The sequence below is a fragment of the Allobosea robiniae genome, from assembly GCF_900102525.1.
Lineage (GTDB): Bacteria > Pseudomonadota > Alphaproteobacteria > Rhizobiales > Beijerinckiaceae > Allobosea > Allobosea robiniae.
Map to the genome: position 1 here is coordinate 434,320 of NZ_FNBZ01000001.1, position 26,049 is coordinate 460,368.

Genomic DNA, 26,049 nt, shown 5'->3' on the forward strand with positions numbered 1-26,049 from the left:
AGGTCAGGGCGCGATCTCGAAGATCACGTTGACCTGCGTCCGGTAGGTGCTCTCGCCGCTTTCCAGAGGCACGGAGGCATCCTTCGCCGCCATGCGCACGCCACCGCCATAGGGCATCGGGCGCGGCATGATCGATTGCTCCTCGATCGACAGGATCTTGCCGAGCTTCACATCGGCCGCTTCCGCCAAAGTCTTGGCGCGTGCCACCGCATCGGCAACGGCGCGCTTGCGCGCCTCGGTGAGCGTCGGCTTGATATCGTCCTTGACGAAGGCGATGCCGCCGCCCTGGTTGACGCCGAGCCCCACCACCTTGTCGAGAATGCCGCCGGCATCCGCGAGATTGCGGACACGGACAGTCACCGCGTTGCTGACGCTGTAGCCCGCGATCTTCGGCTCGCCATTGCGGTCCTTGCCCGGCTGGGTATAGCGCGGCTGGATGTTGAGGCCCGCGGTCTGGAGATCGCGCTCGGCGATTCCGGCTTCCTTCAGCGCGGCCAGCACCTGCTTCATCGCCTCGTTGTTGGCGGTGAGTGCCGCTCGGGCCGTATCGGCCTCGCGCAGGACGGTGAGGTTGAGGATCGCCATGTCCGGCGCGACGCCGACCTCGCCTTCCCCGATCACGCTGATGCGCGGGCTCGGCTGCTGACCGGCCGGATTCTGCTGGGCCATCGCGGGAGCGGAGAGCAGCGCGGCGGCGCCGACGAGCACGGTTCCGGCCAGAGCGAAGGCAAGGCGATTCGACATGATGTCTCCTGATCTGCCGGCTCCATCGGCCGGCCGCGCATCCGAGCCGGGACATCTTGTCGAAATTATCACGATGCGACGCGGCAGGCCGCCGCGCCGGCTATTCCTCCACCAGCCGCCGCGCGATGACCTGCGCCTGGATCTCGGCCGCGCCCTCGAAGATGTTGAGGATGCGGGCGTCGCAGAGCACGCGGCTGACCGGATATTCCAGCGCGAAGCCGTTGCCGCCATGGATCTGGAGTGCGTTGTCGGCGGCTGCCCAGGCGACGCGGGCGCCGAGCAGCTTGGCCATGCCGGCCTCGAGGTCGCAGCGCCGGTCGGCATCCTTCTCGCGGGCGGCGAAATAGGTGAGCTGGCGGGCGATCAGGATCTCGGCCGCCATCATCGCGAGCTTGTCGGCGACACGGGGGAAAGCGATCAGCGGCTTGCCGAACTGGATGCGCTCCTGCGCATAGCGCAAGCCGAGATCGAAGGCCGACTGCGCCACGCCGATGGCGCGCGCGGCAGTCTGGATGCGGGCCGCCTCGAAGGTCTGCATCAATTGCTTGAAGCCCTGGCCCGGCACGCCGCCGAGCAGGTTTTCGCCCTTGACCTCGAAGCCGTCGAAGGCGAGCTCGTATTCCTTCATGCCGCGATAGCCGAGCACCTCGATCTCGCCGCCGGTGAGGCCTGCGACCGGGAAGGGATCGGCATCGCTGCCGCGCGGCTTCTCGGCGATCAGCATCGAGAGGCCCTTGTAGCCGGGCTCCGTGGGATCGGTGCGCACCAGCAGCGTCATGATGTCGGCGCGGACGGGATGGGTGATCCAGGTCTTGTTGCCATGGACCTTCCAGACATCGCCCTCCTTCACCGCCCTGGTTCGCAGAGAGGCGAGGTCGGAGCCGGTATTGGGCTCAGTGAAGACGGCGGTCGGCAGGACCTCGCCGGAAGCGATCTTCGGCAGCCACTTCTCCTTCTGCGCGAGCGTGCCGCCGCACAGGATCAGTTCGGCCGCGATCTCCGAACGGGTGCCGAGCGAGCCGACGCCGATATAGCCGCGCGAGAGCTCCTCCGAGACGACGCACATCGAGACCTTCGACAGGCCCATGCCGCCGAATTCCTCGGGGATGGTCAGGCCGAAGACGCCGAGCTCGGCCATCTTCTCGACCACCGGCATCGGGATGTATTCGTTCTCCAGATGCCATTCATGGGCATGCGGCGTGACCTCGGCGGCGCAGAAGCGGCGCATTTCCGAGCGGATCGCTTCGAGCGTCTCGTCGAGGCCGGTGTCGCCGATGCTGGCCGCACCCTGGTCCTGGCTGAAGAGCGCGACGAAGCGGGCGCGGTTCTCAGGCGTATTGCCCTCCGCGATCAGGACATCGACGGCTGCCGAGCCGGCGGCGGCAATGGCCTTCTGCGAGAGGCCCAGTGCCGGCAGCCTGACGATCTCGCCCTGGCTCATCGGAATGCCGCCGAAGATCTGGGCAGCGTATTCGCCAGCGCCGATGCGCAGGGCGTAATCCTCGACGGCACCGTAGCGGCCTTCGGCCTCGAGGCGCTCCCCATAGGCCTTGAGTTCGCGCAGGGCCGTGACGTAGGTCGCGAGCCAGGACAGCCCGTGGGCGGCGTGCTGCTCGGCCTCCAGGCGGGCGGAGGAGATGCGGCCATCGACCAGCACCTTCTGCCGCACTGCCGCAACGGCCTCCTGGAACAGGGTCTCGAAGCCCGGCAGCGCCGCCGCGATCAGCGCGATCGCATTCGCGCGATTCTCAGCCTTTGCGGCCGTATTGGCATTCATGGTCTTCGACCCTCCCTTTGTTGCGACGCAGCATAAGGGGAGATCACTGGAAACCGAAACCCTCCTTTTTGGGGAGACGGCTACTTCCGGCTGGCGAGCACGACGCCGAGGATCGTCACCGCCATGCCGCCAATCTGGAGCGGCGTCAGCGTCTCCCCGAAGAGCAGCCACGCCTCGACCGCGACAAGCGCCGGAACGAGATAGAGGAAGGTGACGATGCGCGAGACCTCGCCGCGCCTGAGCATGAACAGATAGAGCCAGATACTGCCGATCGAGAGCACGATCACCGACCAGGCCAGCACGAGCAGCATGGTCAGGTTCCAGTCGATCCGCATCGGCTCGAAGGCCACCGCGAAGGGCAGCACGACAAGGCCTGCCGCGACATACTGGATCGCGGTGATCGTGCGCAGATCACCGGAGATGACCCGCGCCTTCTGGTAGAACGAACCGAAGGTCACCGCGAACATGCCGCCGATATTGATCAGCATCGGCACGGCGATGCCCCAGAGCGCGGCCGGCTCGACATTGGCGAGCTGCGGCTCCAGCACCAGTGCGATCCCGAGGAAGCCGCAGGCGATGCCGAGCCAGCGGATGCCCGAAATGCGCTCGCCGACGAGCGCGGGCGCGAAGAGCGCCGTCAGGATCGGCTGCAGCCCTGCGATCAGGCCGGAAATGCCGGCAGGCAGGCCATGGCGCACCGCCCACCAGACGCCGGCGAGATAGATGCCGTGCAGCAGGATTCCGGTGATCGCCACGTCGATGACGGCGCGGCGGCTGCGCGGCCATGGCGCGCCGGTCGCAAGCGCGATCAGCGTCAGCAGCGCCGCGGCGCAGGAGAAGCGCACGACGAGGAAGGTCAGGGCATCGGCATGACGGGCCGAATAGCCGGCGACCACCCAGCCCGTGGACCAGAGGAAGGTGAAGAGCAGCGGGATCGCGCGCAGAATGAGAGGCGAGGACATCGAAACCCGGAACCGCTGGACCTCACCGTCTCTAGCGCCAATCGACGGCACCTGACAGAGCGCAAGCGCCCCCACCCCCATGCTTCCATCGTCGATGGGCTCAATCGCGGACCGACGACAATTCGCAGCCTCGGAACAGACAATCCGATTGCGTATTACAAGCGATTTACGCCCGCCGCCCTTCCGCGACGCTCAGCCCGCCAGCGCCTCGGCAACATCCTCATAGGTCCGCAGGCCCGTGCGCGGCGCATAGACCAGCACGGACATGTTGCCCGGCGCATGCTCGTTCTTCCACATCTTGTGATGGGCGAGCGGGATCTTGTCCCAGGGGAAGACCTCGGACATGCAGGGGTCGATGCGCCTGTCGATGACGAACTGGTTCGCCGCGCTTGCCTGCTTGAGATGGGCGAAATGCGAGCCTTGCACGCGCTTCTGCCGCATCCAGACATAGCGGGCGTCGAAGGTGATGTTGAAGCCCGAGGTGCCCGCGCAGAACACCACCATGCCGCCGCGCTTGGCGACGAGGCAGGAGACCGGAAAGGTCGCCTCGCCCGGATGCTCGAAGACGATGTCGACATCCTTCTTGCCGGTGATGTCCCAGATCGCCTTGCCGAACTTGCGGGCCTCCTTGGTCCACTCGTTGTACTCGGGCGAATTGACCTTGGGCATCTGGCCCCAGCAGTTGAAGTCCTTGCGGTTGATCACGCCCTTGGCGCCGAGGCCGAGCACGTAGTCGCGCTTGGTCTCGTCCGAGATCACGCCGATGGCGTTGGCGCCGGAGGCCGCGCAGAGCTGGACGCCGAAGACGCCGAGGCCGCCCGAAGCGCCCCAGACGAGAACGTTGTCGCCCGGCTTGATCGTGTGCGGGGCATGGCCGAACAGCATGCGGTAGGCGGTGGCCAGCGTCAGCGTGTAGCAGGCGGCCTCCTCCCAGGCGAGGTGCCTGGGCTTTTGCATGAGCTGACGCGACTGCACCCGGCAGAACTGGGCGAAGGAGCCGTCCGGTGTCTCGTAGCCCCAGATGCGCTGGGTCGACGAGAACATCGGGTCGCCGCCATTGCACTCCTCGTCGTCGCCATCGTCCTGGTTGCAGTGGACGATGACCTCGTCGCCGACCTTCCAGCGCTTCACCTTGGAGCCGACGGCCCAGACGATGCCCGCGCAATCGGAACCGGCGACATGGAACGGCGCCTTGTGCACGTCGAAGGGCGAAATCGGCTGGCCCAAGCCCGCCCAGATGCCGTTGTAGTTGACACCGCCGGCCATCACGAGGAGCAGGACCTCCTCCTCGCCGATCGACCAGGTCGGCACGACCTCGACCTGGAACGAGTCCTGCGGCGGGCCATGGCGCTCGCGCCGGATCGCCCAAGCATACATCTTCTCCGGGACATGGCCGAGCGGCGGCAGTTCGTCGAGCTCGTAGAGATCCTTGAGCGGCTTCACGGCGGCCTGCGACTTCGACATGGTCGTCTCCCTGCTCTGTTCCGTCGTTGCCCAGCCCGGAGCGTGTCGGCGGTATGGGATGCCGATCATGCATCTTATGCTGCGCTGCGCCATTACTCTAAGGAATCACATTGCAGCGCAAAACCCTTTCTTTCCGGCGCTTGCGCTTTCTTCATCGTTTGCTGAGATGCTGACGTCCTGCGCGGCGCCAAGGAGAAACGATGCGCGGCTTGTTCCTGATGGTCGGCCTGCCCGATATGCCCCTGATGTCCGTGGTCATCGTCCTCGCGATGATCGTGCTCGGCGCGATGCTGTTCGGCTGGCTCGCCGACCTGCTGCTCGGCGACGGCGGGTTCGGCGTGATGCTGAACACCGGCATCCTGCTGGTGGGCGCCTTCGCCGGCGCCTGGCTCTGGCACCGCTACGGCATTCCGACGCGTTTTCCGGCCGAAGCCCTGCGGGTCGTGATAGCGACAGGTTCCGGCCTGCTGCTGCTGATCGGGATGGCCGTCATCCGGCCGTGAGCATCAGCTCGCGAGCTGCGCGCCGAAGCTGTTCAGGTATTTCATCCCGGTATCGCACATCACCGTAACGACAATCGCGTCGGGGCCGAGGCGTTCGGCCAGGCGCAAGGCGGCTGTGACATTGGCGCCGGTCGAGGTCCCCGCGAACAGCCCCTCCTCCCGTGCCAGGCGCAGCGCCATCGCCGCCGCCTCGGCCGTCGAGACCCGCTCGATCGCATCGACGAGATCGGCCCGCCAGAGCGGAACGACATAGCCAGCCCCAATGCCATCGATCTTGTGCGCACCCGTCGGCCCGCCGGAGAGCACGGCGGATTCAGCCGGCTCGACCGCCGTCAGCGCGATCCTGGAGTCACGGCGGAGCAGCGCTTCGCCGGTTCCGCGCAGTGACGCAGCCGTGCCGACGCTCTGCACGAAGCCGTCGATGCGGCCTTCCGTCTGCTCCCAGATCTCGTCGGCCAGCTTGTCATAGGCCGCGAGCTGGTCGGTGTTACGCATCTGGTCGGTCCAGAAGGCTCCGGTCTCTGTCGCGATGCCGCGGGCCGCCTCGATCATGTCCTTGGTCAGCTTCTCGGTCATGCGGCCGGCTTCGCTCGGGATGATCGTCAACTCGGCGCCAAGCAGGCGCATATGGGTCAGTTTCTCGCGAGCGAAGGCATCCGAGGTGACGATATGCAGGCGATAGCCCTTCACCGCGCAGACCTGGGCGAGCGAAACGCCGGTGCTGCCACCCGTGTATTCGACGACGCTGCCCCCCGGCTGCAAACGGCCGTCGCGCTCGGCCGCCTCGATCATCGCGAGCGCCATCCGGTCCTTCATGCTGCCGGTCGGGTTCTCGCTCTCCAGCTTCAGCAGGACGCGCGCGCCCTTCGCCGGCACGATCCGGCGGAGCGGCAGAAGCGTGGTACCGCCGATGCGGCTCAGGATGTCGATGGGCATGGCGATCCCCGGAAGGTAATTAGATGTATATGCAATTATTGTATCTACATGTAAATTCTGATTCGCCATGAAGGACGCAAGCGGATTTCGCGAGGAGTTACGGGCGCTGGCCACCGGCTGCGTGGGCTTGAACCTACGCCAGGCTGCGCGCCGCGCGACGCTGCTTTATGACGAGGCGCTGAGGGAGAGCGGGCTCAGCCTCGCCCAGATCGGGCTGATGGCGCTGGTCGCGACAAGCACGGACGATCGCATGGCAGCCCTCGCGGCACGCGCCGGGCTCGATCCCTCGACCCTGTCCCGCAATCTGAGGGCGCTGGAGCGCGACGGGCTGATCGAGATCGCCTCGGTGGAGAAGGATCTGCGGCGTCGCGCCGTCTGGCTGACGGAGGAAGGGCTCAGGCGCCTTCAGAGCGCGCTGCCGGCCTGGCGAGATGCTCAGGCGCGGGCCGCGGAGCTCTTCTCGCCGGATCTGTTGCAACAGATCGCCAAGGCGAGCGAAAGGCTCGCCGGGCAAGAGGGTTGAACGTCAGGCTCCGCCACCCCGGCTGGCGGCGAGCATGTAGTTCACGTCCATGTCGCGCGCGGCGGTCCAGCGGCCGGTCAGCGGGTTGAAGACCACGCCGGTCTGCGTCCCCAGCGTGAAGCCGTTGCCTTCGATGGCGCCCCCGAGCTCGGCTGGTGTGACGAACTTCTCCCAGTCATGCGTGCCCTTGGGCAGCCAACGCAGCACGTATTCCGCACCGACGATGGCGAGCGCATAGGATTTCAGCGTGCGATTGAGCGTCGCCATGACGAGCAGGCCATCCGGCTTCACCGCGGCACAGCAGGCCGCGACGAAGGCCTCGACATCGGCGACATGCTCGACGACCTCCATCGCCAGCACGATGTCGAAGCGCTTGCCGGATTCCACCACCGCTTCGATCGTCTCCTCGCGATAGTCGATCGAAAGCCTGCCCTTCTCGGCATGGGCACGAGCGACGGCGATATTGGTCGGCGCCGGATCGAGGCCCGTGACTTCGGCGCCGAGCCTTGCGAGCGGCTCCGAGAGCACGCCGCCGCCGCAGCCGATATCGACGAGGCTCAAGCCGTCCAGCGCCCGCATCCGCCTGGGATCGCGGCCGAAATGCGCGCAGGCCTCATCGCGGACGAAGGCGAGCCGGACCGGGTTGAACTTGTGCAGGACGGCCATCGGGCCCTTCGGGTCCCACCAGTCGCGGGCGATCCCATCAAAGCGGGCGACCTCGGCCGGGTCGATCGTCGAGCTTATGCGCTGGGTCTCAGCCGCCATGAACCGGTCCTTCGCTGATGCGATGCCGCATTGACACCGCGCCTGACGCCCGTCATCTACACCCGCCCCGCTGCAAGTGCGAGGGCGACCTTTCGACCCGGCCTCGGCTGGGTCAGCTATCGAAAAGACCGTCATGGCCCGTCTGGTGATGAAATTCGGCGGCACCTCAGTCGCCACTGTCGAGCGCATCAAGAACGCGGCGCGCCACGTCAAACGCGAGTTCGACGCCGGCAACGAGGTCGCGATCGTGGTCTCCGCCATGTCCGGCAAGACCAACGAGCTGGTCGGCTGGTGCAAGGAAGCGGCCCCGGCCTTCGACCAGGCCGAGTACGATACCGTCGTCGCCTCGGGCGAGCAGGTCACCTCCGGGCTGATGGCGATCGTGCTGCAGGAGATGGGCCTGCCGGCGCGCTCCTGGCAGGGCTGGCAGATTCCGCTCTACGGCTCCGACGCGCATGGCTCGGCCCGGATCGAGAGCGTCGACGGCGCCGGCATTCTTGCGGGCTTCGACCGCAACCGCGAGATCGCGGTCTGCTCCGGCTTCCAAGGCGTCAATCCGCGCACGCACCGCATCGTCACGCTCGGCCGCGGCGGTTCCGATACCAGCGCGGTCGCGCTCGCCGCCGGCCTCAAGGCCGATCGCTGCGACATCTACACCGATGTCGACGGCGTCTACACCACCGACCCGCGCGTGGTGCCGAAGGCCAAACGCATGGACAAGGTCTCCTTCGAGGAAATGCTCGAAATGGCCTCGCTCGGCTCCAAGGTGCTGCAGGTGCGCTCGGTCGAGATCGCCATGACGCAGCGCGTGCCGACCTATGTGCGCTCTTCCTTCGACGACCCCGAAAACCCCAATCCTGGCACCCTCATCTGCGACGAGGACGACATCGTGGAACAGCCCATCGTCACCGGCATCGCCTTCTCCCGGGACGAAGCCCAGATCACCCTCCGCCGCGTGGCTGACCAGCCCGGCGTCGCCGCGGCGATCTTCGGCCCGCTCGCCGATGCCAACATCAATGTCGACATGATCATCCAGGTCGTCTCGGACGACCAGGCGACGACCGACATCACCTTCACCGTGCCGACAGCCGATTACGAGCGCGCCAAGGCGCTGCTCGAAAGCAAGCACGACACGATCTCCTACCAGGAGATCCAGGGCGCGACCGATGTGGTGAAGATCTCGGCGATCGGTGTCGGCATGCGCTCGCATGCGGGCGTCGCCGCCCGCGCTTTCCGCGCGCTGGCCGAGAAGGGCATCAACATCCGAGCGATCACGACCTCCGAGATCAAGTTCTCGGTGCTGATCGACGCCGCCTATACCGAGCTTGCGGTGCGCACGCTGCACTCGCTCTATGGGCTCGACGCGGCCTGAGGCAGCGATCGGACTCATACCTCTCCCACGAGACCGGCTCGACACAGGCCGCGCGGGCCTTTCTCCGGCAAGAGGGAGAGAGGCGGGCGGCGAAATTTGGGCCGTTGGACTGGTAGAGCGTTCCCTCCTCGGTTGAGCGGGTGGGTTCCGGCCAAACTGTCCAACGGCCCCTCCCCCTATCCTGCCCTCTTTCTGCCGGAAGAGGTTTTCAACGCAGTCCCTTCTTGGCTGGACAACGGCTCACTCCGCCGGATGCGTGACGGGCGGAGCGTGCTTCGTGCCGCGGAAGAAGCCGCCGAGCTTCACCAGCCCTTCCGACAGCCTGTCCATGTAGAGGAACAGGACGGGCGTGATGAACAGCGTCAGCACTTGGCTGATCATCAGGCCGCCGACCACGGCGATGCCGAGCGGCTGACGCAGTTCGGCGCTCGCGCCGGCGCCGAGCGCGATCGGCAAGGTGCCCATCAGGGCAGCGAGCGTCGTCATCAGGATCGGCCGGAAGCGCATCACGCAGGCCTGATGGATCGCCTCCTGTGCCGATTTCCCCTCCCGCCTGAGCACCAGCGCCACGTCGATCATCATGATCGCGTTCTTCTTGACGATGCCGATCAGCATCAGAAGGCCGATGATCGCGATGACCGAGAGTTCGAGGTCGAAGAGCCTGAGCGCGCCGAGCGCACCGACCGCCGCCGATGGCAGGCCGGTCAGGATCGTCAGCGGGTGGATGAAGCTCTCGTAGAGGATGCCGAGCACGATATAGATCGTCAGGATCGCACCGGCGATCAGCAGGCCCTGGTTGGCGAGCGAGTCCTGGAAGGTCTTGGCGGTGCCGGCGAGCGTCGTCGAGATCGACTTGGGCAGGCCGAGCTCGTCCTTGATCGCCTCGATGCGGTTGACGCTGTCGCCGAGCGCGACGCCGGCCGGCAGGTTGTAGGAGATCGTCACCGCCGGAAGCTGGCCGAGCTGGTTGACGGTCAACTGCCCGGCCGTGCGTTCGATTCGGGCGATGGCGCCGAGCGGCACCAGCGTGCCGGATCTGGTGCGGATGCGGATGGCGTTCAGCCGCTCCGGCGTCCAGTGCTCGTTCGGGTTGAACTCGACGACCACATCGTAGCTATCGCCGGCGGTGTAGATCGTCGAGACCTGACGGACGCCGAAGCCGGAATAGAGCGTTGAGCGCAGGATATCGGAGCCGATGCCGAGCGCATTGGCCTTGTCGCGGTCGACGATGACGGTCGCCTGCAGGGCATTGTCCTGCAGGTCCGTGGTGACATCGACGAAGGCCGAGCGGTCGCGGCTCATCGCGTCGGCGAGGCGGACCGCCCAGCCGTTCATCTGCTGCTGGTCGAGCCCCTGCACGACGAGCTGGTACTGGCTCTTCGAGGAGCGCGCGCCGATGCGCAGATTCTGCACGGGGGTCATATAGGTGTTGATGCCCGCCACCTGGGCGAGATCGCGCCTGAGCGAGGCCAGCACCGCCTGGATATGAGGCCGCTCGTCGAGCGGCTTCAGTTCGACGAAGAGGCGGCCGGCATTGAGCGCGCTGCCGCCGCCGCCATTGCCGCCGACGGTCGAGGCGACATGGGCCACATAAGGCGACTTGCGGAAGATGTCGGCGACCTCGGCCTGCAGCTTCTGCATCGCCTCGAAGGAGATGTCCTGCCGCGCCTCGGTCGAGACCTGGAGCTGGCCGATATCCTCCTGCGGGAAGAAGCCTTTCGGCGCGCTCTGGAGCAGCCAGACGCTGCCGGCCATGGTCAGGAAGAAGGCGAGCAGCATCGCCGGCTGGAAGCGCAGGCAGAATTTCAAGCCGGCATCGTAGCCGGCGAGCAGCTTGTCGAAGCCCTTCTCCAGCCAGCGGCCGAGCGCGTTCTCCTGGTGGTGCTCGGAATAACCCGAGAGCAGGCGCGAGCAGAGCATCGGCGTCAGCGTCAGCGAGACGAAGGCGGAAGCGAGGATCGAGACCGTCACCACCACCGCGAACTCGTTGAAGATGCGACCGATGACGCCGCCCATCAGCAGGACGGGGATGAAGACCGCGACCAGCGAAAGCGAGATCGAAATGATGGTGAAGCCGATCTCGCTGGCGCCCTTCAGCGAGGCTTCGAAGGCGGAAAGCCCGTCCTCCTCCATGTGCCGGACGATGTTCTCGAGCATGACAATAGCGTCGTCGACGACGAGGCCGACCGAGAGCGTCAGGCCCAGCAGCGAGATGTTGTCGATCGAGAAACCGAGCAGGTACATCGCGGCAAGCGTGGCGATGATCGAGATCGGCACCGCAACGGCCGGGATGAAGGTCGCGGCCACCCGGCGCAGGAAGACGAAGATCACCATGACGACCAGTGCGATGGTCAGCAGCAGTGTGAACTGCACGTCGTCCACGGCCTGGCGGATCGAGGTCGAGCGATCGTTGAGCAGCGAGAGCGAGGCCGCCGCCGGCAACTGGCCTTCGAAGGCCGGGATCATCGCCTTGACGCGGTCGACCACCTCAACGGTGTTGGCGTCGGGCTGGCGCTGCACGGCGAGCACGATCGCCGGCGTGCCGTCATAGGTGCTGCGGGTCTGGGTGTTCTCGACGGAGTCGATGACCTTGGCGACGTCGCCGAGCCGCACCGGCTTGCCCGAGCGCGTCGTGATGATGACGTTGGCGAACTGCGCGGCATTGGCGAGCTGTGTTTTCGCTTGAATCGTCAGCTGCTGGGCCGTGTTCTGGATCGTGCCGACCGGCGTATTGGCGTTGGTCGCGGTGATCGCGGCTTGCAACTCGTCGAGGCCGATACCGCGCGCGGCGAGTGCGGTCGGGTCGATCTGGATACGCACCGCATATTTCTGGCTGCCCCAGATCAGCACCTGCGCGACGCCGTCCACGGTGGAGAGCGCTGGCGAGATGACCTGCTGGGCGAAGGCGTCGAGCTGCGACAACGGCACCACATCGCTCTTCAGCGCCAGCAGGATGATCGGCGCATCGGCCGGGTTCACCTTGCGGTAGCTCGGCTGCGTCGTCATCTCGGCCGGCAATTGCCGCTGGGTGCGGGCGATCGCGGCCTGCACGTCGGCGGCGGCCGCGTCGATATCGCGGTTCAGCACGAACTGGATCGCGATCGAGGTGGAGCCCTGCGAATTCGTGGTCGAGATCGAATCGATGCCGGCGATGGTGCCGAACTGCTTGATCAGCGGCGTCGCGACCGAGGTCGCCATCGTATCCGGCGAGGCCCCCGGCAACTGCGCGGAGACGTTGACGACCGGGAACTCGGCGCGTGGCAGCGCCGCGACCGGGAGGAAGCGGTATGCGAAGAGCCCCGCCAGCACCAGCGAGACCGACATCAGGATGGTCGCGACCGGGTGGCGAATGCAGAAACCGGAGACGTTCATGACCGTGCGCCCTCAGCGACCGGCGTGGCCTGCGCCGGCTTCTCGCCCGCAGCCGCCCGCTCGCGCACCCGCGTGCCCTGCTTCAGGCGCATCTGGCCGTCGGTGACGACACGCTCGCCCGGCGCGATGCCCTCAGTGACCGCCGTGCGCTCGCCATCGCTGAGCGCGACCTTGATCTGGCGAAGATCAACCGTGGAATCCGGCTTGATGACGAAGGCGTAAGGCCCCTTCTGGCCGGTCTGCACGGCGACGGTCGGGATCACCGTGACGCCGGAAAGCGTTTCCGGGATGATCTCGACATCGACATATTGCCCCGGCCAGAGGCTCAGGTCGTCATTGGCGAAGGCGGCCTTGGCGGTGATCGTGCCGGAGGTGACGTCGACGGTCGAGTCGACGAAGTTGAGCTTGCCCTCGGCTGCCGTTCGGGCGGCATTCGGCACGCGCGCGGTGACCGGCACGGGCTTCGCGGCGGCGAGCGCTCCCTGCAGGGTCGGCAATTCGCTCTCCGGCATGGCGAAGGAGACGCGCAGCGGCTTCATCTGGGTGATGGTCAGCAGGCCGGTGCCATTGCTGTTGGCACTGGCATTGACGAGATTGCCCGGCGTGACCTGCACCGTGCCGATGCGCCCGTCGATCGGCGCGGTGATGCGGGTGTAGCCCAGCTTGAGCCGGTCGGCGTCGAGCGTCGCATGGTCGCCCTGGATCGAGGCGGCGGAGCTGCGCTCGTCGGCCGTCGCCTGATCGACCTGCGCCTGCGTGCCGGCATTGCGGGCGAAGAGCTGCCTGTAGCGGTCGAGATCGGCGAGATTGCGGGTATGGGTCGCCTCGTCGCGGGCCAGCATCGCCTCGTCCTTGGCGATCTGGGCCTTGATGTCGCGATCATCGAGGGTGAAGAGCAGGTCGCCGGCCTTGACGAACTGTCCGTCCGTGACGTGCTGGGCCATGATCTGGCTGTCGATGCGCGAGCGCACGAGCACGCTCGCCGGTGTCTCGACGAAGCCGATGGCGTGCTTGCGCACCGGGAAATCGGCCTGGATCGCGGCGGCGGACACCACCGCCACGGCGGCCCCCTCGCCTCTCCCGCCACGCGCGCTGCGAGCGGCCTCAGGAGTGCGCGAATGCAAATACCAGGCGCCGCCGGCAGCGAGGCCGAGGACGATGACGCCGATGATCAATCCTGAACGCTTCATTGTCTGTCCACTCGCTCAGGCTGCGTTGCCGGCAGAGGCCGGCGCCTTGTCTTCGGATCGGGTACGGGTCTGTTCGCGGATCGCGGACAAGGTTTCGAGCGCCGACAGGATCGCCGCCTCTTCGACGCCGCCGAGCACCTCCTGAGCGATCTCGGTGCGCACCGAATCGAGATCGTCGACCAGCGCCCGGCCTTCCGGGGTGAGAAAGAGGCGGTAGGCGCGGCGGTCGGCAGGGTCTTCGCGGCGCTCGATCAGGTTCTGGCTCTGCAAGCGGTCGAGCAGGCGGGCGAGCGAGATCGGCTGAAGGTCCATCTGCTCGGCAAGGGCGGCCTGGTTCAGCCCTTCCTGCCGCCTGAGCCGGGACATCACGCCCCATTGCGCCCGCGTCGTGCCGTGCTGGCGGGCGCGCTGCTCAACATAGGTCCTGAGCAGACGCGAGGTTTCGACGAGCTGGAACATCAGTTCCCGCCGCAGGGGTCGTTTCATTCACAGGCCTCCCAACCGTAAGCCTGCTTATCATATGTGAGATTACGGCATTTTCAGGAGCAGATTGTGCAACGCACGCAAAGGTGAACCGGCGTTGCAGCCGTGCCTATCACCGGCCGGTGAAGGCGGCTGACCGCTTTTCCAGAAAGGCCGTCACGCCCTCGCGGAAATCGGCAGTCGCCGTCGTCTCGCGGAAGGCGTCGCGCTCCGCGTCGAGATGGTCAGCGAGATCGGCATCCGGCGCCTCCGTCAGGAGGGTGCGGATGCGGCCATACGCGCCGGTCGGCCCCGCCGCGAGCTTGCGGGCCAGCGCCAAGGCTTCGTCACGCGCCTGAGCAGCCGGCACGACGCGGTTGACGAGCCCGATCTTCAGCGCGTCCTCCGCTCCGAAGGTCTCCGCCAGAAGCGCGATCTCGCGCGCCTTGCGTTGGCCGACGAGGCGGGCGAGCCGGTAGGTGCCGCCGAGATCGGGCGTCGCGCCGATCCGGGCGTAGGCCATGGTGAAGCGGGCATCATCGGCCGCGACGGCGAGATCGCAGGCGAGCGCGAGGCTGAAGCCGCCGCCGGCGATGGCCCCGTGCAGGCATGCAACCGAAGGCTGCGGCAGGGAATCGAGCAGACGCAGCGCCTCATGCAGCGGCGCCATGATCGCCTCGATGCCGGCCGCGATGTCGCTGCCCGCGAGGAACTGCGAGACGTCGCCGCCGGCGCAGAACGCCCGGCCATTGCCTTGCAGCAGGATGGCACGCACGTCGCCACTGGCCGCGATCGCCTTCACCTGCGTGAGGAAGCGTTCGGCCATAGGCGCGTCGATGGCGTTCAGCACGGCCGGCCGGTTGAGCGTCAGGATGGCGACGCCGCCGTCACGGGTGAGTTCAACGGAATCGGAAGCGTCGGACATGGCGGTCTCCAAGCGCGAAGGGTCGCGTCGAGGCTAGCATCGAGAGCGCCGGCGCCGCGAGGTGCATCTGCACGCATCGGGCATCGCGTTTGCGCGAGGGCCACTGGCCTTGCCGGCGCGAAGGCTTCTAGACTGTGCCGGAAACCTGCCCCTTCGAGACCCATTCCCGACATGAGCCAGCTCTTCAGCCCCTATCAGCTCGGCAGCCTTACGCTTGCCAACCGCATCGTCATCGCCCCGATGTGCCAGTATTCGGCACAGGATGGCTGCGCCAGCGACTGGCACACCATCCATCTCGGCCATCTCGCGCTCTCCGGCGCCGGCCTCCTGATCATCGAGGCGACAGCCGTCGAGCCGGACGGGCGGATCAGCCCGTTCGACCTCGGCCTCTGGTCCGACGAGACCGAAGCCGCGCTCGGCAAGGCGCTGGATTCCGCCCGCCGCTGGTCGGACATGCCGATTGCGATCCAGCTCGCCCATGCCGGGCGCAAGGCCTCTCTCGCCCAGCCTTGGAAGGGTGGCGGCCAGCTCGGCCTCGACCAGGGCGGCTGGACGGTCGAAGCCCCCTCGGAAATCGGCTTCGAGACCTATCCGCGGCCGCCCCGTGCCCTCACAAGCGACGATATCGGCCGGCTGATCGAAGCCTTCGCGGATTCGGCCCGCCGGGCCGTCCGGCTCGGCTTCGCCGCGATCGAGCTGCATGGCGCGCATGGCTATCTGATGCACCAGTTCCTCTCGCCGTTCTCGAACAAGCGCGAGGATGAGTATGGCGGCTCGCTGGAGAACCGGACGCGCTTCCCGCTCGCGGTGCTCGATGCGGTGCGAGCCGTGGTGCCGGCAGGCTATCCGGTCGGCTTCCGCGTTTCGGGCACGGATTGGGTCGAGGGCGGCTGGGACATCGAGCAGAGCATCGCCTTCGCCCAAGCCGCCAAGGCGCGCGGCGCCGATTTCATCGACATGTCCGGCGGTGGGCTCTCGGCCACGCAAAAGGTTCCGCTCGGCCCCAACTATCAGGTGCCGCTGGCGCGCGCCGTGAAGGAGGCGACGGGCATCGCCACCATGGCGGTCGGCCTGATCACCGAGGCCGAGCAGGCCGAGGCGATCATCGGCACCGGCGAGGCCGATTTCGTCGCATTGGCGCGCGGCATCCTCTACAACCCGCGCTGGCCCTGGCACGCGGCAGCCCAGCTCGGCGCCACCGTCAAGGCGCCGAACCAGTATCTACGTTCGCAGCCGCGCCAGTATTCCAAGCTGTTCGCCTGAACCGTACCACCATCGTCATTCCGGCCCGGCGCTGCTGACGCAGCTTGTCCGGGCCGGGAAAAGCACTTCAATTGCGCCGCCCCTTCCCACATCAGAGAGCCGCATGACCGCCTATTCCGACCTCTCCGCCCATTTCGGCCGCATCGCTGCCCTGTCGAATGCCATCGGCATCCTGCAGTGGGACAACGATGTGATGATGCCGAAGGGCGCGGCCGAGACGCGGGCCGAAAGCATGGCCCTGCTCCAGGTCATGCGCCACGGTCTCTCGACCGATGCCCGCATCGGCGATTGGCTCGGCGAGGCCGAGAGCGACGGCAGCCTCGGCGCCTGGGAGAAGGCCAACCTGCGCGAGATCCGACGCGTCTGGACGGTCGACACCGCCCTGCCCTCCGAACTGGTGGAAGCGTCGAGCAAGGCGATCTCCGCTTGCGAGATGCGCTGGCGCCAAGCGCGGGCCGATGCCGATTTCGCCGGTCTCCTGCCCTATCTCGCCGAAGTGCTAAATCTCCAGCGCCAGATCGGCCGAGCCAAGGGCGAGAAGCTCGGGCTCTCCGCCTATGATGCCCTGCTCAACGATTACGAGCCGGGCGGCCGTTCCGCCAAGATCGACGGGCTGTTCGACGATCTTGCCGCCTTCCTGCCGGGCTTCACGCAGGAAGCGATGGCGGTGCAGGCGCGCCGGCCTGCCTTGCCTGCGCTGGAAGGCCCTTTCGCGACCGAGACGCAGCGCGCGCTGGGCCTCAAGTTCATGGCGGCGCTCGGCTATGATTTCGAGCGCGGCCGGCTCGACATCTCGACCCATCCGTTCTGCGGCGGCGCCGACAACGATGTCCGCATCACCACGCGCTATGACGAGACCGATTTCACCAAGGCGCTGATGGGCGTGCTGCACGAGACCGGCCACGCGCTCTACGAGCAGGGCCGGCCTCAAGCGCATCTCAACCAGCCGGTCGGCGCGGCGCGCGGCATGAGCCTGCATGAGAGCCAGTCGCTGCTGATGGAGATGCAGGCCTGCCGCTCGCGCCAGTTCCTGGCTTACGCCGCGCCGCTGATGCGCGAGAGTTTTGGAGGTGCGGGGCCGGCGTGGGAAAGCACGGCGATGTGGCATCGCTATACCCGCGTCGAGCCCGGCTTCATCCGCGTCGATGCCGATGAGGTCACCTATCCCGCCCATGTCATCCTGCGCTACCGGCTGGAAAAGGCGCTGATCGCCGGCGAGATGGCGCTCGCCGAGCTGCCCGCTGCCTGGAACGCCGGGATGAAGTCCCTGCTCGGCGTCACCGTTCCAAACGACCGGCTCGGCTGCCTGCAGGATATCCATTGGCCGTCCGGCGGCTGGGGCTATTTCCCGACCTATACGCTCGGCGCCATGACCGCGGCCCAGATCTTCGATGCCGCCTGCAAGGCGGAGGCCTCGATCCTGCCCGGTATCGGCAAGGGCGATTTCGGTCCGCTGGTCGGCTGGCTGCGCGCCAATATCCACGGCAAGGGCTCGCTGCTCCCGACCGACGAGCTGCTGACGGAAGCGACTGGTCGCCCGCTCGACGCCGCGGTGTTCAAGGCCCACCTGCGCCAGCGCTATATCAACGAGGTCTAAGCTCACTCATTTTATTTATTCGAAACAAAGACTTAGACAAACGCCTCGTGCCGATCGGCCATGCAGCTTTCGGACTTGCATCGGGGCTTCCGAAGCGGGATGTCGGAGACGACCTCCTGCTTCGGTGACCGCTCATGATCCAGACCAAGCCCGCCCCCCGCATCGCCATCACCTATTGCTCGATGTGCAACTGGATGCTGCGCTCGGCCTGGCTCGGGCAGGAACTGCTCTCGACCTTCGGGCAGGATCTCGGCGAGGTCGCGCTGATCCCGCGCACCGGCGGCATCTTCCAGATCCATTACGACGGCGAACTGATCTGGGACCGCAAGGCCGATGGCGGCTTCCCGGATTCGAAGGTGCTGAAGCAGCGCGTGCGCGACCGGCTCGACCCCGAGCGCAGCCTCGGCCATGTCGACGGTCACACGATGTCGGCGGAGGCGGAGAGCTGAGGCGCCCTTTCGTTGGCCGTCATGCTCGGGCTTGACCCGAGCATCTCGGAAACCAGTGCCTTCTCGTCATGAGATGCTCGGGTCGAAGCTTCGCTCCGCCCGAGAATGACGCCTCTCAGGCAGCGTGCTTCCGCGTCGCCGCGATCCAGGCCTTCAGCCGCCCCTCGGGATCGGCGTTCAGCGTGATGTCCGTCACCGCCGCGACGATGTCGGCGCCAGCCTCGAAGACGCCCGGCGCCCGCTCCAGCGAGATGCCGCCGATGCCGACGAGCGGCAAGTCACCGATCCGGCGCTTCCATTCGCCGAGCCGCTCAAGACCCTGCGGGCCGAAGCGCATCTGCTTCAGGATCGTCGGGTAGACCGGGCCGAGCGCGACATAGTCGGGCTTCGCCGCCAGGGCGCGCTCCAGTTCGGGCTCGTCATGGCTGCTGATGCCGAGCTTCAGGCCGGCCTTGCGGATCGCGCCGAGATCGGCGTCGTCGAGATCCTCCTGGCCAAGATGGATGAAGTCGCAGCCCTCGGCGATGGCGAGCTTCCAGTAGTCGTTGATGACGAGCACGCAACCGGCCGCAGCGCAGAGTGTCTTCGCCCGCGCGATCTCACGCGCGACCTCGGTCTCGGGTCGGTCCTTGACACGCAATTGCACCAGCTTGACGCCGAGCGGCAGCATCCGCTCCAGCCAGTCGGCGCTGTCGAAGATGGGGTAGAACGGATCGAGCTTCATGCGGGAGCGATCTTTCAGGCCAGGAAGGCTTTGCCCATGACGGGCGTGGAGGGAGCGGCCATGTCGCGCGCCTCGATCGGCTGTGCGGCAAAAGCCTGGCGGCCGGCGCGGATGGCGAGCGCGAAGGCCTCCGCCATCGCGGCGGGGTCGCCCGCCTTGGCGACTGCGGTGTTGAGCAGGATGCCGTCATAACCCATCTCCATCGCCTGCGCGGCATGGGACGGCAGGCCAATACCGGCATCGACGACGAGCGGGATGTCGGGAAAATGCTGGCGCATGCTGCGCAAGCCATAGGGGTTGTTGAGCCCCCTGCCCGACCCGATCGGCGCGCCCCAGGGCATCAGCACCTCGCAGCCGGCATCGAGCAGGCGCCCGCCGACCACGAGATCCTCGGTCGTGTAGGGAAAGACCTTGAAGCCGTCATCGGCGAGAATCCGCGCGGCCTCGACCAGCGCGATCACGTCCGGCTGGAGCGTGTCGTCCTCGCCGATCACCTCGAGCTTGATCCAGTCGGTACCGAAGACCTCGCGCGCCATCTGCGCCGTGGTCACGGCTTCCTTGACGGTGTGGCAGCCGGCCGTGTTCGGCAGAACCTTGACGCCGAGCTCGCGGATCAGCGCCCAGAAGGCCTGGCCGGCGCCCCCGGAGGATTCCCGCCGCAGCGACACGGTCACGACCTCCGCGCCGGAACGCTTCACAGCCTCCGCGAGGATGGCAGGCGACGGGTATTGCGCCGTGCCGAGGAACAGCGGGTTCTGGGGCTCGAAGCCATAGAAGGATGCCATCTCAGCCTCCTTGCATCGGCGCGACGATCTCGATGCGGTCGCCTTCGCTCAGGGCCGTTTCGGCGCGCTTGCGGGCCGGCACGAAATCGCCGTTCACCGCGGTCGCGACGATGCGGCCGCCGAAGCCCAGCTCCGCCAGCGCCTCGGCCAGCGTCTTCGCCGCGACGTCCTGCGGGGCGCCGTTAAGCAGCAAGGTCATGCAGCATCTCCGGTGTTGCTTGCGGGTCCAGCACGGCGTCCGCCGCCATCCGCGCCATGGCGGGGCTGAGCAGGAAGCCGTGGCGATAGAGCCCGTTGACATGGATCACCCGGCCGCGACGCGTCAGCCGCGGCAGGTTGTCGGGAAAGGCCGGGCGGGCATCGGTGCCGATCTCGACCACCTCCGCCTCGCCGAAAGCAGGGTGCAGCGCATAGGCCGCGCCCAGCAGTTCCAGCATGGCGCGAGCGGAGATGCGACGCCGCTCGCCGCTCTCGATCATCGTCGCGCCGACCATGAAGAGCCCGTCCGCGCGCGGGACGATGTAGAGCGGAATGCGCGGATGCAGCAGCCGGACCGGGCGCGACAGGCTGATATCGTCGCTGCGCAGCAGCAGCATCTCGCCTTTTACTCCGCGCAGGCCCGGCAGGACATTACGCGCCGCCAGCCCCCGGCAATCGAGGGCGGTATCGGCATCGAGATCGACGGGCTCGACGGCGCTGTCGAAATGGATTGTGCCGCCGTTCGCGACGAGGCGCTCGGCCAGCGCGGCGATGGCTTCACGCGGATCGAGATGTCCTTCACGCGCAAAGAACAGGCCGCGCGAAAACCGTCCGGCGAGATCCGGCTCGAGCACGGCGACCGCATCGCCATCGATCTCCTCGAAATGGCTCGTGCGCTGCCCGAAGCGGCGCAATTCCGAACGATCCCGGCTCGGCGCGACCACGAGCGTGCCGTTGCGGACGACCCCGCCGGCATGGCGCGCCCACCAATCGGCCGCCTGCTGTCCGAGCCGGATCACAGGCTCCTCGGCGCTCTCGCCCTCGCACCACGGCGCCAGCATGCCGCCGGCATACCAGGAGCAGGCTTCGGCGCCGATGCGCGGACCGCGCTCATGGACCGTGACCTGCGCGCCGCGCGCCAGCAATTCGGTGGCGCAGGCCAGGCCGACGACACCAGCGCCGACCACCGCGACCTTCAGGCTGGAATGAGGGCGTTCTGCCGTCATGCTCTTCCCTGCTCCCGGGAAGGCAGCGGCCTGGGCACGAGCAAAGTGTCTGCGAGCCGAAGACCGTTCCCTTCGCCGGCATTACCCGGATCAGGTACGATGGGTTGGCGCTGACCACGCCTCTCAGCCTCTCGGCACCCCAACGGACAGGCTCAATCTAATGGCTGCCCGACGGTGGAGCAAGACGAGCCAATGCAGGGCTCCTGTGCAGCAGCTTTAGCCCGCAGCAGCAGTCCGTGCCGCTTGGCCTCTCCATTACCAACGGAGTGCTCTATGATCGGCTTCGCGTGCATGCACAGGCGAAGCGAAGGAAGTTGCCGACGAGGCTTGTCAAACGGCTCTGCAATCGGGCATAGAGCCTCTCGCCGGAGACGTGGCCGAGAGGCTGAAGGCACTCGTTTGCTAAATGAGCATACCCCACAAGGGTATCGAGGGTTCGAATCCCTCCGTCTCCGCCACTCTTTTTCTGCCCTTCCTTCGTTCGCTTGAACTTGAATTCGCATGCGGTTGCGTTGCACGGGCGCGTGCACTCTCATGCATCCGCGAGCGCCCGGTCGGACCTTGTTCATCGCTGCGGCGATCTCCCAGCCCGGCAGGTGCGCTGGTCGGCGGCTGGATTGGGTCGTCGCGATCAAGCAGGGCCGCCGACCGGCGATGCCGACACCGCAAGCGCGAGGGCCTCACCAGGTTTCCTTGACCGTTTCCATCGCGACATTGGTCGAGGTGTTCGCGACATGGGGCAGGTTCGAGATCTTCTCGCCCAGCACGGCCCGGTAGCGCCGGATATCCGGCGTTCTGATCTTGAGGAGGTAATCGAAGCGCCCCGCGATCATGTGGCACTCCTCGACCTCCCTGATCTTCTTGACCTCCTCGTTGAATTTCGTCAGCGCCTTTTCCGTGGTGTCGGACAGCTTGACCTCGGCGAAGGCGATGTGATCGAGCTTCAGCTTCGCCGGGTTGAGTGTTGCCCGGAAGCCCTCGATATAGCCGTCGTCGACAAGCCGGCGGAACCGGATCTGGCAGGGCGTCTTGGAGAGGCCGATCCGCGCGCCGAGCTCGGCGATCGAGATCCGGCCGTCCTCCCTGAGCACGTCGAGGATCTTGCGATCCAGGGCGTCCAGATCGCCTTCGATCGGTATTTCCTTAGGCTTTTTCACTTGCAATCCTCAAATCTGAAGTCTGGACGGACTGCAGGATAACAAAATTTAGACCGCCTGAGAATCGCGCTCATGATAAGCTCCCGCGCAAAGAACGGGAGAGGGTATCGCCCCCGGCCCGTCGTGTTCGAACCCGCCGGGACAAGCCATGAGCCAAGCCACCGCTGCCGCCGCCAACACCGCCTCCAGCCCGGCGCCTTTCGAGGGCTTCGCTCCGCCGATCCGCGAGCAGTCGGCGCTGCGCCAGGCGATCACCGCCGCCTATCGCCGTCCCGAGACTGAATGCCTTCCGCCTTTGCTGGTCGCCGCGAAGCTGGCGCCGGCGAGCAAACAGGAAATCGCCGCGACCGGGCGCAAGCTGATCGAAGCGCTGCGGGCCAAACACAAGGGCACCGGCGTCGAGGGTCTGGTCCAGGAATATTCGCTCTCCAGCCAGGAGGGCGTCGCGCTGATGTGCCTCGCCGAGGCGCTGCTGCGCATCCCGGACACGGCGACGCGCGACGCGCTGATCCGCGACAAGATCGCCGATGGCGACTGGAAGTCCCATGTCGGCGGCGGCAAGTCGCTCTTCGTCAATGCCGCGACCTGGGGCCTCGTCGTTACCGGCAAGCTGACCTCCACCGTGAATGACCGCAGCCTCGCCGCTGCCCTCACCCGCCTCATCGCTCGCGCGGGCGAACCGGTGATCCGGCGCGGCGTCGACATGGCGATGCGGATGATGGGCGAGCAATTCGTCACCGGCGAGACGATCGACGAGGCGCTGAAGCGCGCCCGGCCGCTGGAGGCGCGCGGCTTCCGCTATTCCTACGACATGCTCGGCGAGGCCGCGACGACTGCCGCCGATGCCGCCCGCTACTATCGCGACTACGAGAACGCGATCCACGCGATCGGCAGGGCCGCGAACGGGCGCGGTGTGTTTGAAGGCCCGGGCATCTCGATCAAGCTCTCGGCCCTGCATCCGCGCTATAGCCGCGCGCAGGCCGGCCGGGTGATGTCGGAGCTTCTGCCGCTGGTGCGCGAGCTCGCGCTGATCGCCAAGAGCTACGATATCGGCCTCAATATCGATGCCGAGGAAGCCGACCGGCTGGAGCTCTCGCTCGACCTGCTGGAGGCGCTGAGCTTCGATAACGCGCTGCAAGGCTGGAACGGCCTCGGCTTCGTGGTGCAGGCCTATGGCAAGCGCTGCCCCTTCGTGCTCGACTGGATCATCGATCTCGCCCGCCGCTCCGGCCGGCGCATGATGGTGCGTCTGGTCAAGGGCGCCTATTGGGATGCCGAGATCAAGCGCGCCCAGGTCGACGGGCTCGCCGATTTCCCGGTCTATACCCGCAAGGTCCATACCGACGTCGCCTATGTCGCCTGCGCCCGCAAGCTGCTGGCAGCTCCCGACGCGATCTTCCCGCAATTTGCGACACATAACGCCCAGACGCTGGCGACGATCTACCATCTCGCCGGCAACGATTTTGCCGTCGGAAAATACGAGTTCCAGTGCCTGCACGGCATGGGCGAGCCGCTCTATGACGAGGTCGTCGGCAAGGACAATCTCGACCGGCCCTGCCGCATCTATGCGCCAGTCGGCACCCATGAGACGCTGCTCGCCTATCTCGTGCGGCGCCTGCTGGAAAACGGCGCGAACTCCTCCTTCGTCAACCGCATCTCCGATCCGAGCGTGACCATCGACTCGCTCGTCGCTGACCCCGTCGACGTGGTCGAAGCGATGCCGGTCATCGGCATGCTGCACGATCAGATCGCGCTGCCGGGCGACCTCTACGGCGCCGACCGCGTCAATTCGAAGGGCATCGACCTCTCCAACGAGGCGGCTTTGGCCGAGCTCGCGAGCAATCTCACTGCTACGGTCGGGCAGAACTGGCATGCCCTGCCGCTGCTGGCGGACAACTCGACCGCGGGCACGACGCGGCCGGTCCTGAACCCGGCGGATCATGCCGACGTCGTCGGGCAGGTCACCGAGCTTGCGGTCGAGGATGCCGCCAGGATCGCGCGCCTCGCCGCCGAGGGCGGCAAGGCCTGGGCCGCCGTGCCCCCGGCCGAACGCGCCGCCTGCCTCGACCGCGCCGCCGACATCATGCAGGCGCGCATCGAGACGCTGATGGGCATCGCCATGCGCGAGGCCGGCAAATCGGCCGCCAATGCGATCAGCGAGGTGCGCGAGGCGATCGACTTCCTGCGCTATTATGCTGACCAGGCGCGCAAGACGCTGGGCCCGGCGCATGCGCCGCTCGGGCCGATCGTCTGCATCAGCCCGTGGAACTTCCCGCTGGCGATCTTCACCGGGCAGGTCGCCGCAGCGCTGGTCGCGGGCAATGCGGTGATGGCCAAGCCCGCTGGCGTCACCCCGATCATCGCGCATGAAAGCGTCAAGATCCTGCATGAGGCCGGCGTCCCGCGCGGCGCCTTGCAGTTCACGCCGGGCAGCGGGCGCCTCGGCGCCGCTCTGGTCGGCGCGGCGGAGACGGCGGGCGTGATGTTCACCGGCTCGACCGAGGTCGCGCGCGGCATCCAGGCCCAGTTGGCCGAGCGTCTCTCGGCCGAGGGCAAGCCGATCCCGCTGATCGCCGAGACCGGCGGCCAGAACGGCATGATCGTCGATTCCTCCGCGCTGGCCGAGCAGGTCGTCGCCGACGTCATCGCCTCGGCCTTCGACAGCGCCGGCCAGCGCTGCTCGGCCCTACGCGTGCTCTGTCTGCAGCAGGACATCGCCGACCGCACGCTGCACATGCTGCAGGGCGCGCTCAAGGAACTCACCATCGGCCGCACCGACAAGCTCAGTGTCGATATCGGCCCGGTGATCAGCGAGGGTGCCCAGCGCGAAATCGACGAGCATGTCGCGCGCATGCGCGGCCTCGGCCGCAAGGTCGAGCAGCTCCCGCTGCCGGAGGCCGCCGCGAAGGGCACCTTCGTGCCGCCGACCATCGTCGAATTGAAGAGCCTGACCGACCTGAAGCGCGAGGTCTTTGGGCCGGTCCTGCACGTCATCCGCTATGAGCGCCAGGACCTCGACAAGCTGATCGACGAGGTCAACGGCTCCGGCTACGGCCTGACCTTCGGCCTGCACACGCGATTGGACGAGACGATCGCCCATGTCACAAGCCGCATCAAGGCGGGCAATCTCTATGTGAACCGCAACATCATCGGCGCCGTCGTCGGCGTGCAGCCCTTCGGCGGCCGTGGCCTCTCCGGCACCGGGCCGAAGGCCGGCGGGCCGCTCTATATCGGGCGCCTTGTGCGCAAGGCGCCGGTGCCGCCCCAGCACAGCTCGGTCCATATCGATCCGGCGCTGCTCGAATATGCCGCCTGGCTCGCGAGCAAGGGGCTGAAGGCGGAAGCGGATGCCGCCCGCGAGACCGGCGGCCATTCGGCGCTGGGCTTGCATGTCGAGCTGGCCGGCCCGGTCGGCGAGCGCAATCTCTATGCGCTGCACCCGCGCGGCCGCATCCTGCTCGCACCGCAGACGGAAGCAGGCCTCCATCGGCAGGTCGCGGCGGCGCTGGCGACCGGCAACCAGCTCGTCATCGACGCGGCCTCCGGGTTGAAGGGAGCGCTGTCGGGCCTGCCGGCTGCGGTGGAAGCGCGCGTGAGCTGGACTTCCGATTGGGAGGCTGACGGCCCGTTCTCGGGCGCGCTGGTCGAGGGCGATACCCAGCGGATCGGCGAGGTGAACCGCCGCATCGCCGGGCTGTCCGGCCCGCTCGTGCTGGTCCAGGCGGCGAGCACGGAGGAGCTGAAGCGCGATCCCGATGCCTATTGCCTGAACTGGCTGCTGGAAGAGGTCTCGACCTCGATCAACACCACGGCAGCCGGCGGCAATGCGAGCCTGATGACGATCGGCTGAAGCTCCCGGAGACGGAAAGCGCTC

General features: G+C 67.0%; 22 protein-coding genes, 1 tRNA gene and 1 riboswitch. Of the genes, 8 read left to right on the forward strand and 15 right to left on the reverse strand.

Annotated features, from left to right (window positions below; translation table 11 throughout):
* Window positions 1-3: 3 nt before the first annotated feature.
* From BLQ70_RS01900 to ccrA, 4 genes are all read right to left on the reverse strand, one after another.
* Window positions 4-744, reverse strand: coding sequence for an SIMPL domain-containing protein (locus tag BLQ70_RS01900; RefSeq protein ID WP_091855590.1), 741 nt, complete (start codon window positions 742-744; stop codon window positions 4-6).
* Window positions 745-844: 100 nt separating this feature from the next.
* Entirely contained in the window at window positions 845-2,521 is a 1,677-nt protein-coding gene (locus BLQ70_RS01905; RefSeq protein WP_091855591.1) for an acyl-CoA dehydrogenase family protein, read from the reverse strand.
* A gap of 80 nt (window positions 2,522-2,601) precedes the next feature.
* Window positions 2,602-3,483 (reverse strand): DMT family transporter, encoded by an 882-nt coding sequence (locus BLQ70_RS01910; RefSeq protein ID WP_170843282.1) that lies wholly within the window; start codon window positions 3,481-3,483, stop codon window positions 2,602-2,604.
* Between the two features lie 192 nt (window positions 3,484-3,675).
* On the reverse strand, window positions 3,676-4,947 hold the full coding sequence (ccrA, locus tag BLQ70_RS01915) for a crotonyl-CoA carboxylase/reductase (protein ID WP_061964171.1): 1,272 nt from the start codon (window positions 4,945-4,947) through the stop codon (window positions 3,676-3,678).
* Between the two features lie 200 nt (window positions 4,948-5,147).
* On the opposite strand from ccrA, the gene BLQ70_RS01920 reads away from it, so the two are divergent.
* Window positions 5,148-5,450, forward strand: coding sequence for a hypothetical protein (locus BLQ70_RS01920; protein ID WP_061964173.1), 303 nt, complete (start codon window positions 5,148-5,150; stop codon window positions 5,448-5,450).
* Between the two features lie 3 nt (window positions 5,451-5,453).
* Here the strand turns inward: BLQ70_RS01920 and BLQ70_RS01925 are convergent, their stop codons facing one another.
* Window positions 5,454-6,386 (reverse strand): PLP-dependent cysteine synthase family protein, encoded by a 933-nt coding sequence (locus tag BLQ70_RS01925; protein ID WP_091855593.1) that lies wholly within the window; start codon window positions 6,384-6,386, stop codon window positions 5,454-5,456.
* 67 nt (window positions 6,387-6,453) lie between these two features.
* Between BLQ70_RS01925 and BLQ70_RS01930 the strand changes: the two genes are divergently transcribed.
* Window positions 6,454-6,909, forward strand: a complete 456-nt coding sequence (locus BLQ70_RS01930) for a MarR family winged helix-turn-helix transcriptional regulator (protein ID WP_091855594.1) — start codon at window positions 6,454-6,456, stop codon at window positions 6,907-6,909.
* A 3-nt stretch (window positions 6,910-6,912) separates the two neighbouring features.
* Here BLQ70_RS01930 and ubiG read toward each other — a convergent pair whose 3' ends face one another.
* Window positions 6,913-7,674 (reverse strand): bifunctional 2-polyprenyl-6-hydroxyphenol methylase/3-demethylubiquinol 3-O-methyltransferase UbiG, encoded by a 762-nt coding sequence (gene ubiG / locus BLQ70_RS01935; RefSeq protein ID WP_091855595.1) that lies wholly within the window; start codon window positions 7,672-7,674, stop codon window positions 6,913-6,915.
* A 133-nt stretch (window positions 7,675-7,807) separates the two neighbouring features.
* Here ubiG and BLQ70_RS01940 point away from each other — a divergent pair, with 133 nt between their 5' ends.
* On the forward strand, window positions 7,808-9,046 hold the full coding sequence (locus BLQ70_RS01940; RefSeq protein ID WP_091855596.1) for an aspartate kinase: 1,239 nt from the start codon (window positions 7,808-7,810) through the stop codon (window positions 9,044-9,046).
* 240 nt (window positions 9,047-9,286) lie between these two features.
* On the opposite strand, the gene BLQ70_RS01945 is transcribed toward BLQ70_RS01940, so the two are convergent.
* From BLQ70_RS01945 to BLQ70_RS01960, 4 genes are all read right to left on the reverse strand, one after another.
* Window positions 9,287-12,418 (reverse strand): efflux RND transporter permease subunit, encoded by a 3,132-nt coding sequence (locus tag BLQ70_RS01945; protein WP_091855597.1) that lies wholly within the window; start codon window positions 12,416-12,418, stop codon window positions 9,287-9,289.
* On the reverse strand, window positions 12,415-13,608 hold the full coding sequence (locus BLQ70_RS01950; RefSeq protein WP_091855598.1) for an efflux RND transporter periplasmic adaptor subunit: 1,194 nt from the start codon (window positions 13,606-13,608) through the stop codon (window positions 12,415-12,417). Before BLQ70_RS01950 ends, BLQ70_RS01945 begins: the two co-directional genes overlap by 4 nt.
* A 15-nt stretch (window positions 13,609-13,623) precedes the next feature.
* Entirely contained in the window at window positions 13,624-14,094 is a 471-nt protein-coding gene (locus BLQ70_RS01955) for a MarR family winged helix-turn-helix transcriptional regulator (RefSeq protein ID WP_091855599.1), read from the reverse strand.
* A 109-nt stretch (window positions 14,095-14,203) separates the two neighbouring features.
* On the reverse strand, window positions 14,204-14,995 hold the full coding sequence (locus tag BLQ70_RS01960) for an enoyl-CoA hydratase/isomerase family protein (RefSeq protein WP_091855600.1): 792 nt from the start codon (window positions 14,993-14,995) through the stop codon (window positions 14,204-14,206).
* Window positions 14,996-15,166: 171 nt separating this feature from the next.
* Between BLQ70_RS01960 and BLQ70_RS01965 the strand changes: the two genes are divergently transcribed.
* The 3 genes from BLQ70_RS01965 to BLQ70_RS01975 all read left to right on the forward strand — a co-directional run bounded on the left by BLQ70_RS01965 (window position 15,167) and on the right by BLQ70_RS01975 (window position 18,304).
* Complete coding sequence (locus BLQ70_RS01965; protein WP_091855601.1) at window positions 15,167-16,258, forward strand: NADH:flavin oxidoreductase/NADH oxidase; 1,092 nt, start codon at window positions 15,167-15,169, stop codon at window positions 16,256-16,258.
* Window positions 16,259-16,361: 103 nt separating this feature from the next.
* On the forward strand, window positions 16,362-17,855 hold the full coding sequence (locus BLQ70_RS01970) for a carboxypeptidase M32 (protein WP_091855602.1): 1,494 nt from the start codon (window positions 16,362-16,364) through the stop codon (window positions 17,853-17,855).
* Window positions 17,856-17,989: 134 nt separating this feature from the next.
* Window positions 17,990-18,304, forward strand: a complete 315-nt coding sequence (locus tag BLQ70_RS01975; protein WP_091855603.1) for an Rdx family protein — start codon at window positions 17,990-17,992, stop codon at window positions 18,302-18,304.
* A 115-nt stretch (window positions 18,305-18,419) separates the two neighbouring features.
* Here the strand turns inward: BLQ70_RS01975 and BLQ70_RS01980 are convergent, their stop codons facing one another.
* From BLQ70_RS01980 to thiO, 4 genes are read right to left on the reverse strand one after another with little or no spacing between them, the layout of a single operon-like run.
* Window positions 18,420-19,028, reverse strand: coding sequence for a thiamine phosphate synthase (locus BLQ70_RS01980; protein WP_091855604.1), 609 nt, complete (start codon window positions 19,026-19,028; stop codon window positions 18,420-18,422).
* Window positions 19,029-19,042: 14 nt separating this feature from the next.
* Window positions 19,043-19,813, reverse strand: coding sequence for a thiazole synthase (locus tag BLQ70_RS01985; protein WP_091855605.1), 771 nt, complete (start codon window positions 19,811-19,813; stop codon window positions 19,043-19,045).
* A gap of 1 nt (window position 19,814) precedes the next feature.
* Entirely contained in the window at window positions 19,815-20,012 is a 198-nt protein-coding gene (thiS, locus tag BLQ70_RS01990; RefSeq protein ID WP_061964195.1) for a sulfur carrier protein ThiS, read from the reverse strand.
* Window positions 19,996-20,991, reverse strand: a complete 996-nt coding sequence (thiO, locus tag BLQ70_RS01995) for a glycine oxidase ThiO (RefSeq protein WP_091856137.1) — start codon at window positions 20,989-20,991, stop codon at window positions 19,996-19,998. The genes thiS and thiO overlap by 17 nt, the downstream gene beginning before the upstream one ends.
* Before the next feature lie 77 nt (window positions 20,992-21,068).
* Window positions 21,069-21,170, reverse strand: a riboswitch (TPP riboswitch).
* A gap of 215 nt (window positions 21,171-21,385) precedes the next feature.
* Here thiO and BLQ70_RS02000 point away from each other — a divergent pair.
* A tRNA-Ser gene (locus BLQ70_RS02000) sits at window positions 21,386-21,476 on the forward strand.
* Window positions 21,477-21,698: 222 nt separating this feature from the next.
* On the opposite strand, the gene BLQ70_RS02005 is transcribed toward BLQ70_RS02000, so the two are convergent.
* Window positions 21,699-22,175 (reverse strand): Lrp/AsnC family transcriptional regulator, encoded by a 477-nt coding sequence (locus BLQ70_RS02005; protein ID WP_244511873.1) that lies wholly within the window; start codon window positions 22,173-22,175, stop codon window positions 21,699-21,701.
* A gap of 148 nt (window positions 22,176-22,323) precedes the next feature.
* Between BLQ70_RS02005 and putA the strand changes: the two genes are divergently transcribed.
* On the forward strand, window positions 22,324-26,025 hold the full coding sequence (putA, locus tag BLQ70_RS02010; RefSeq protein ID WP_091855606.1) for a trifunctional transcriptional regulator/proline dehydrogenase/L-glutamate gamma-semialdehyde dehydrogenase: 3,702 nt from the start codon (window positions 22,324-22,326) through the stop codon (window positions 26,023-26,025).
* The last annotated feature ends 24 nt before the right edge of the window (window positions 26,026-26,049 follow it).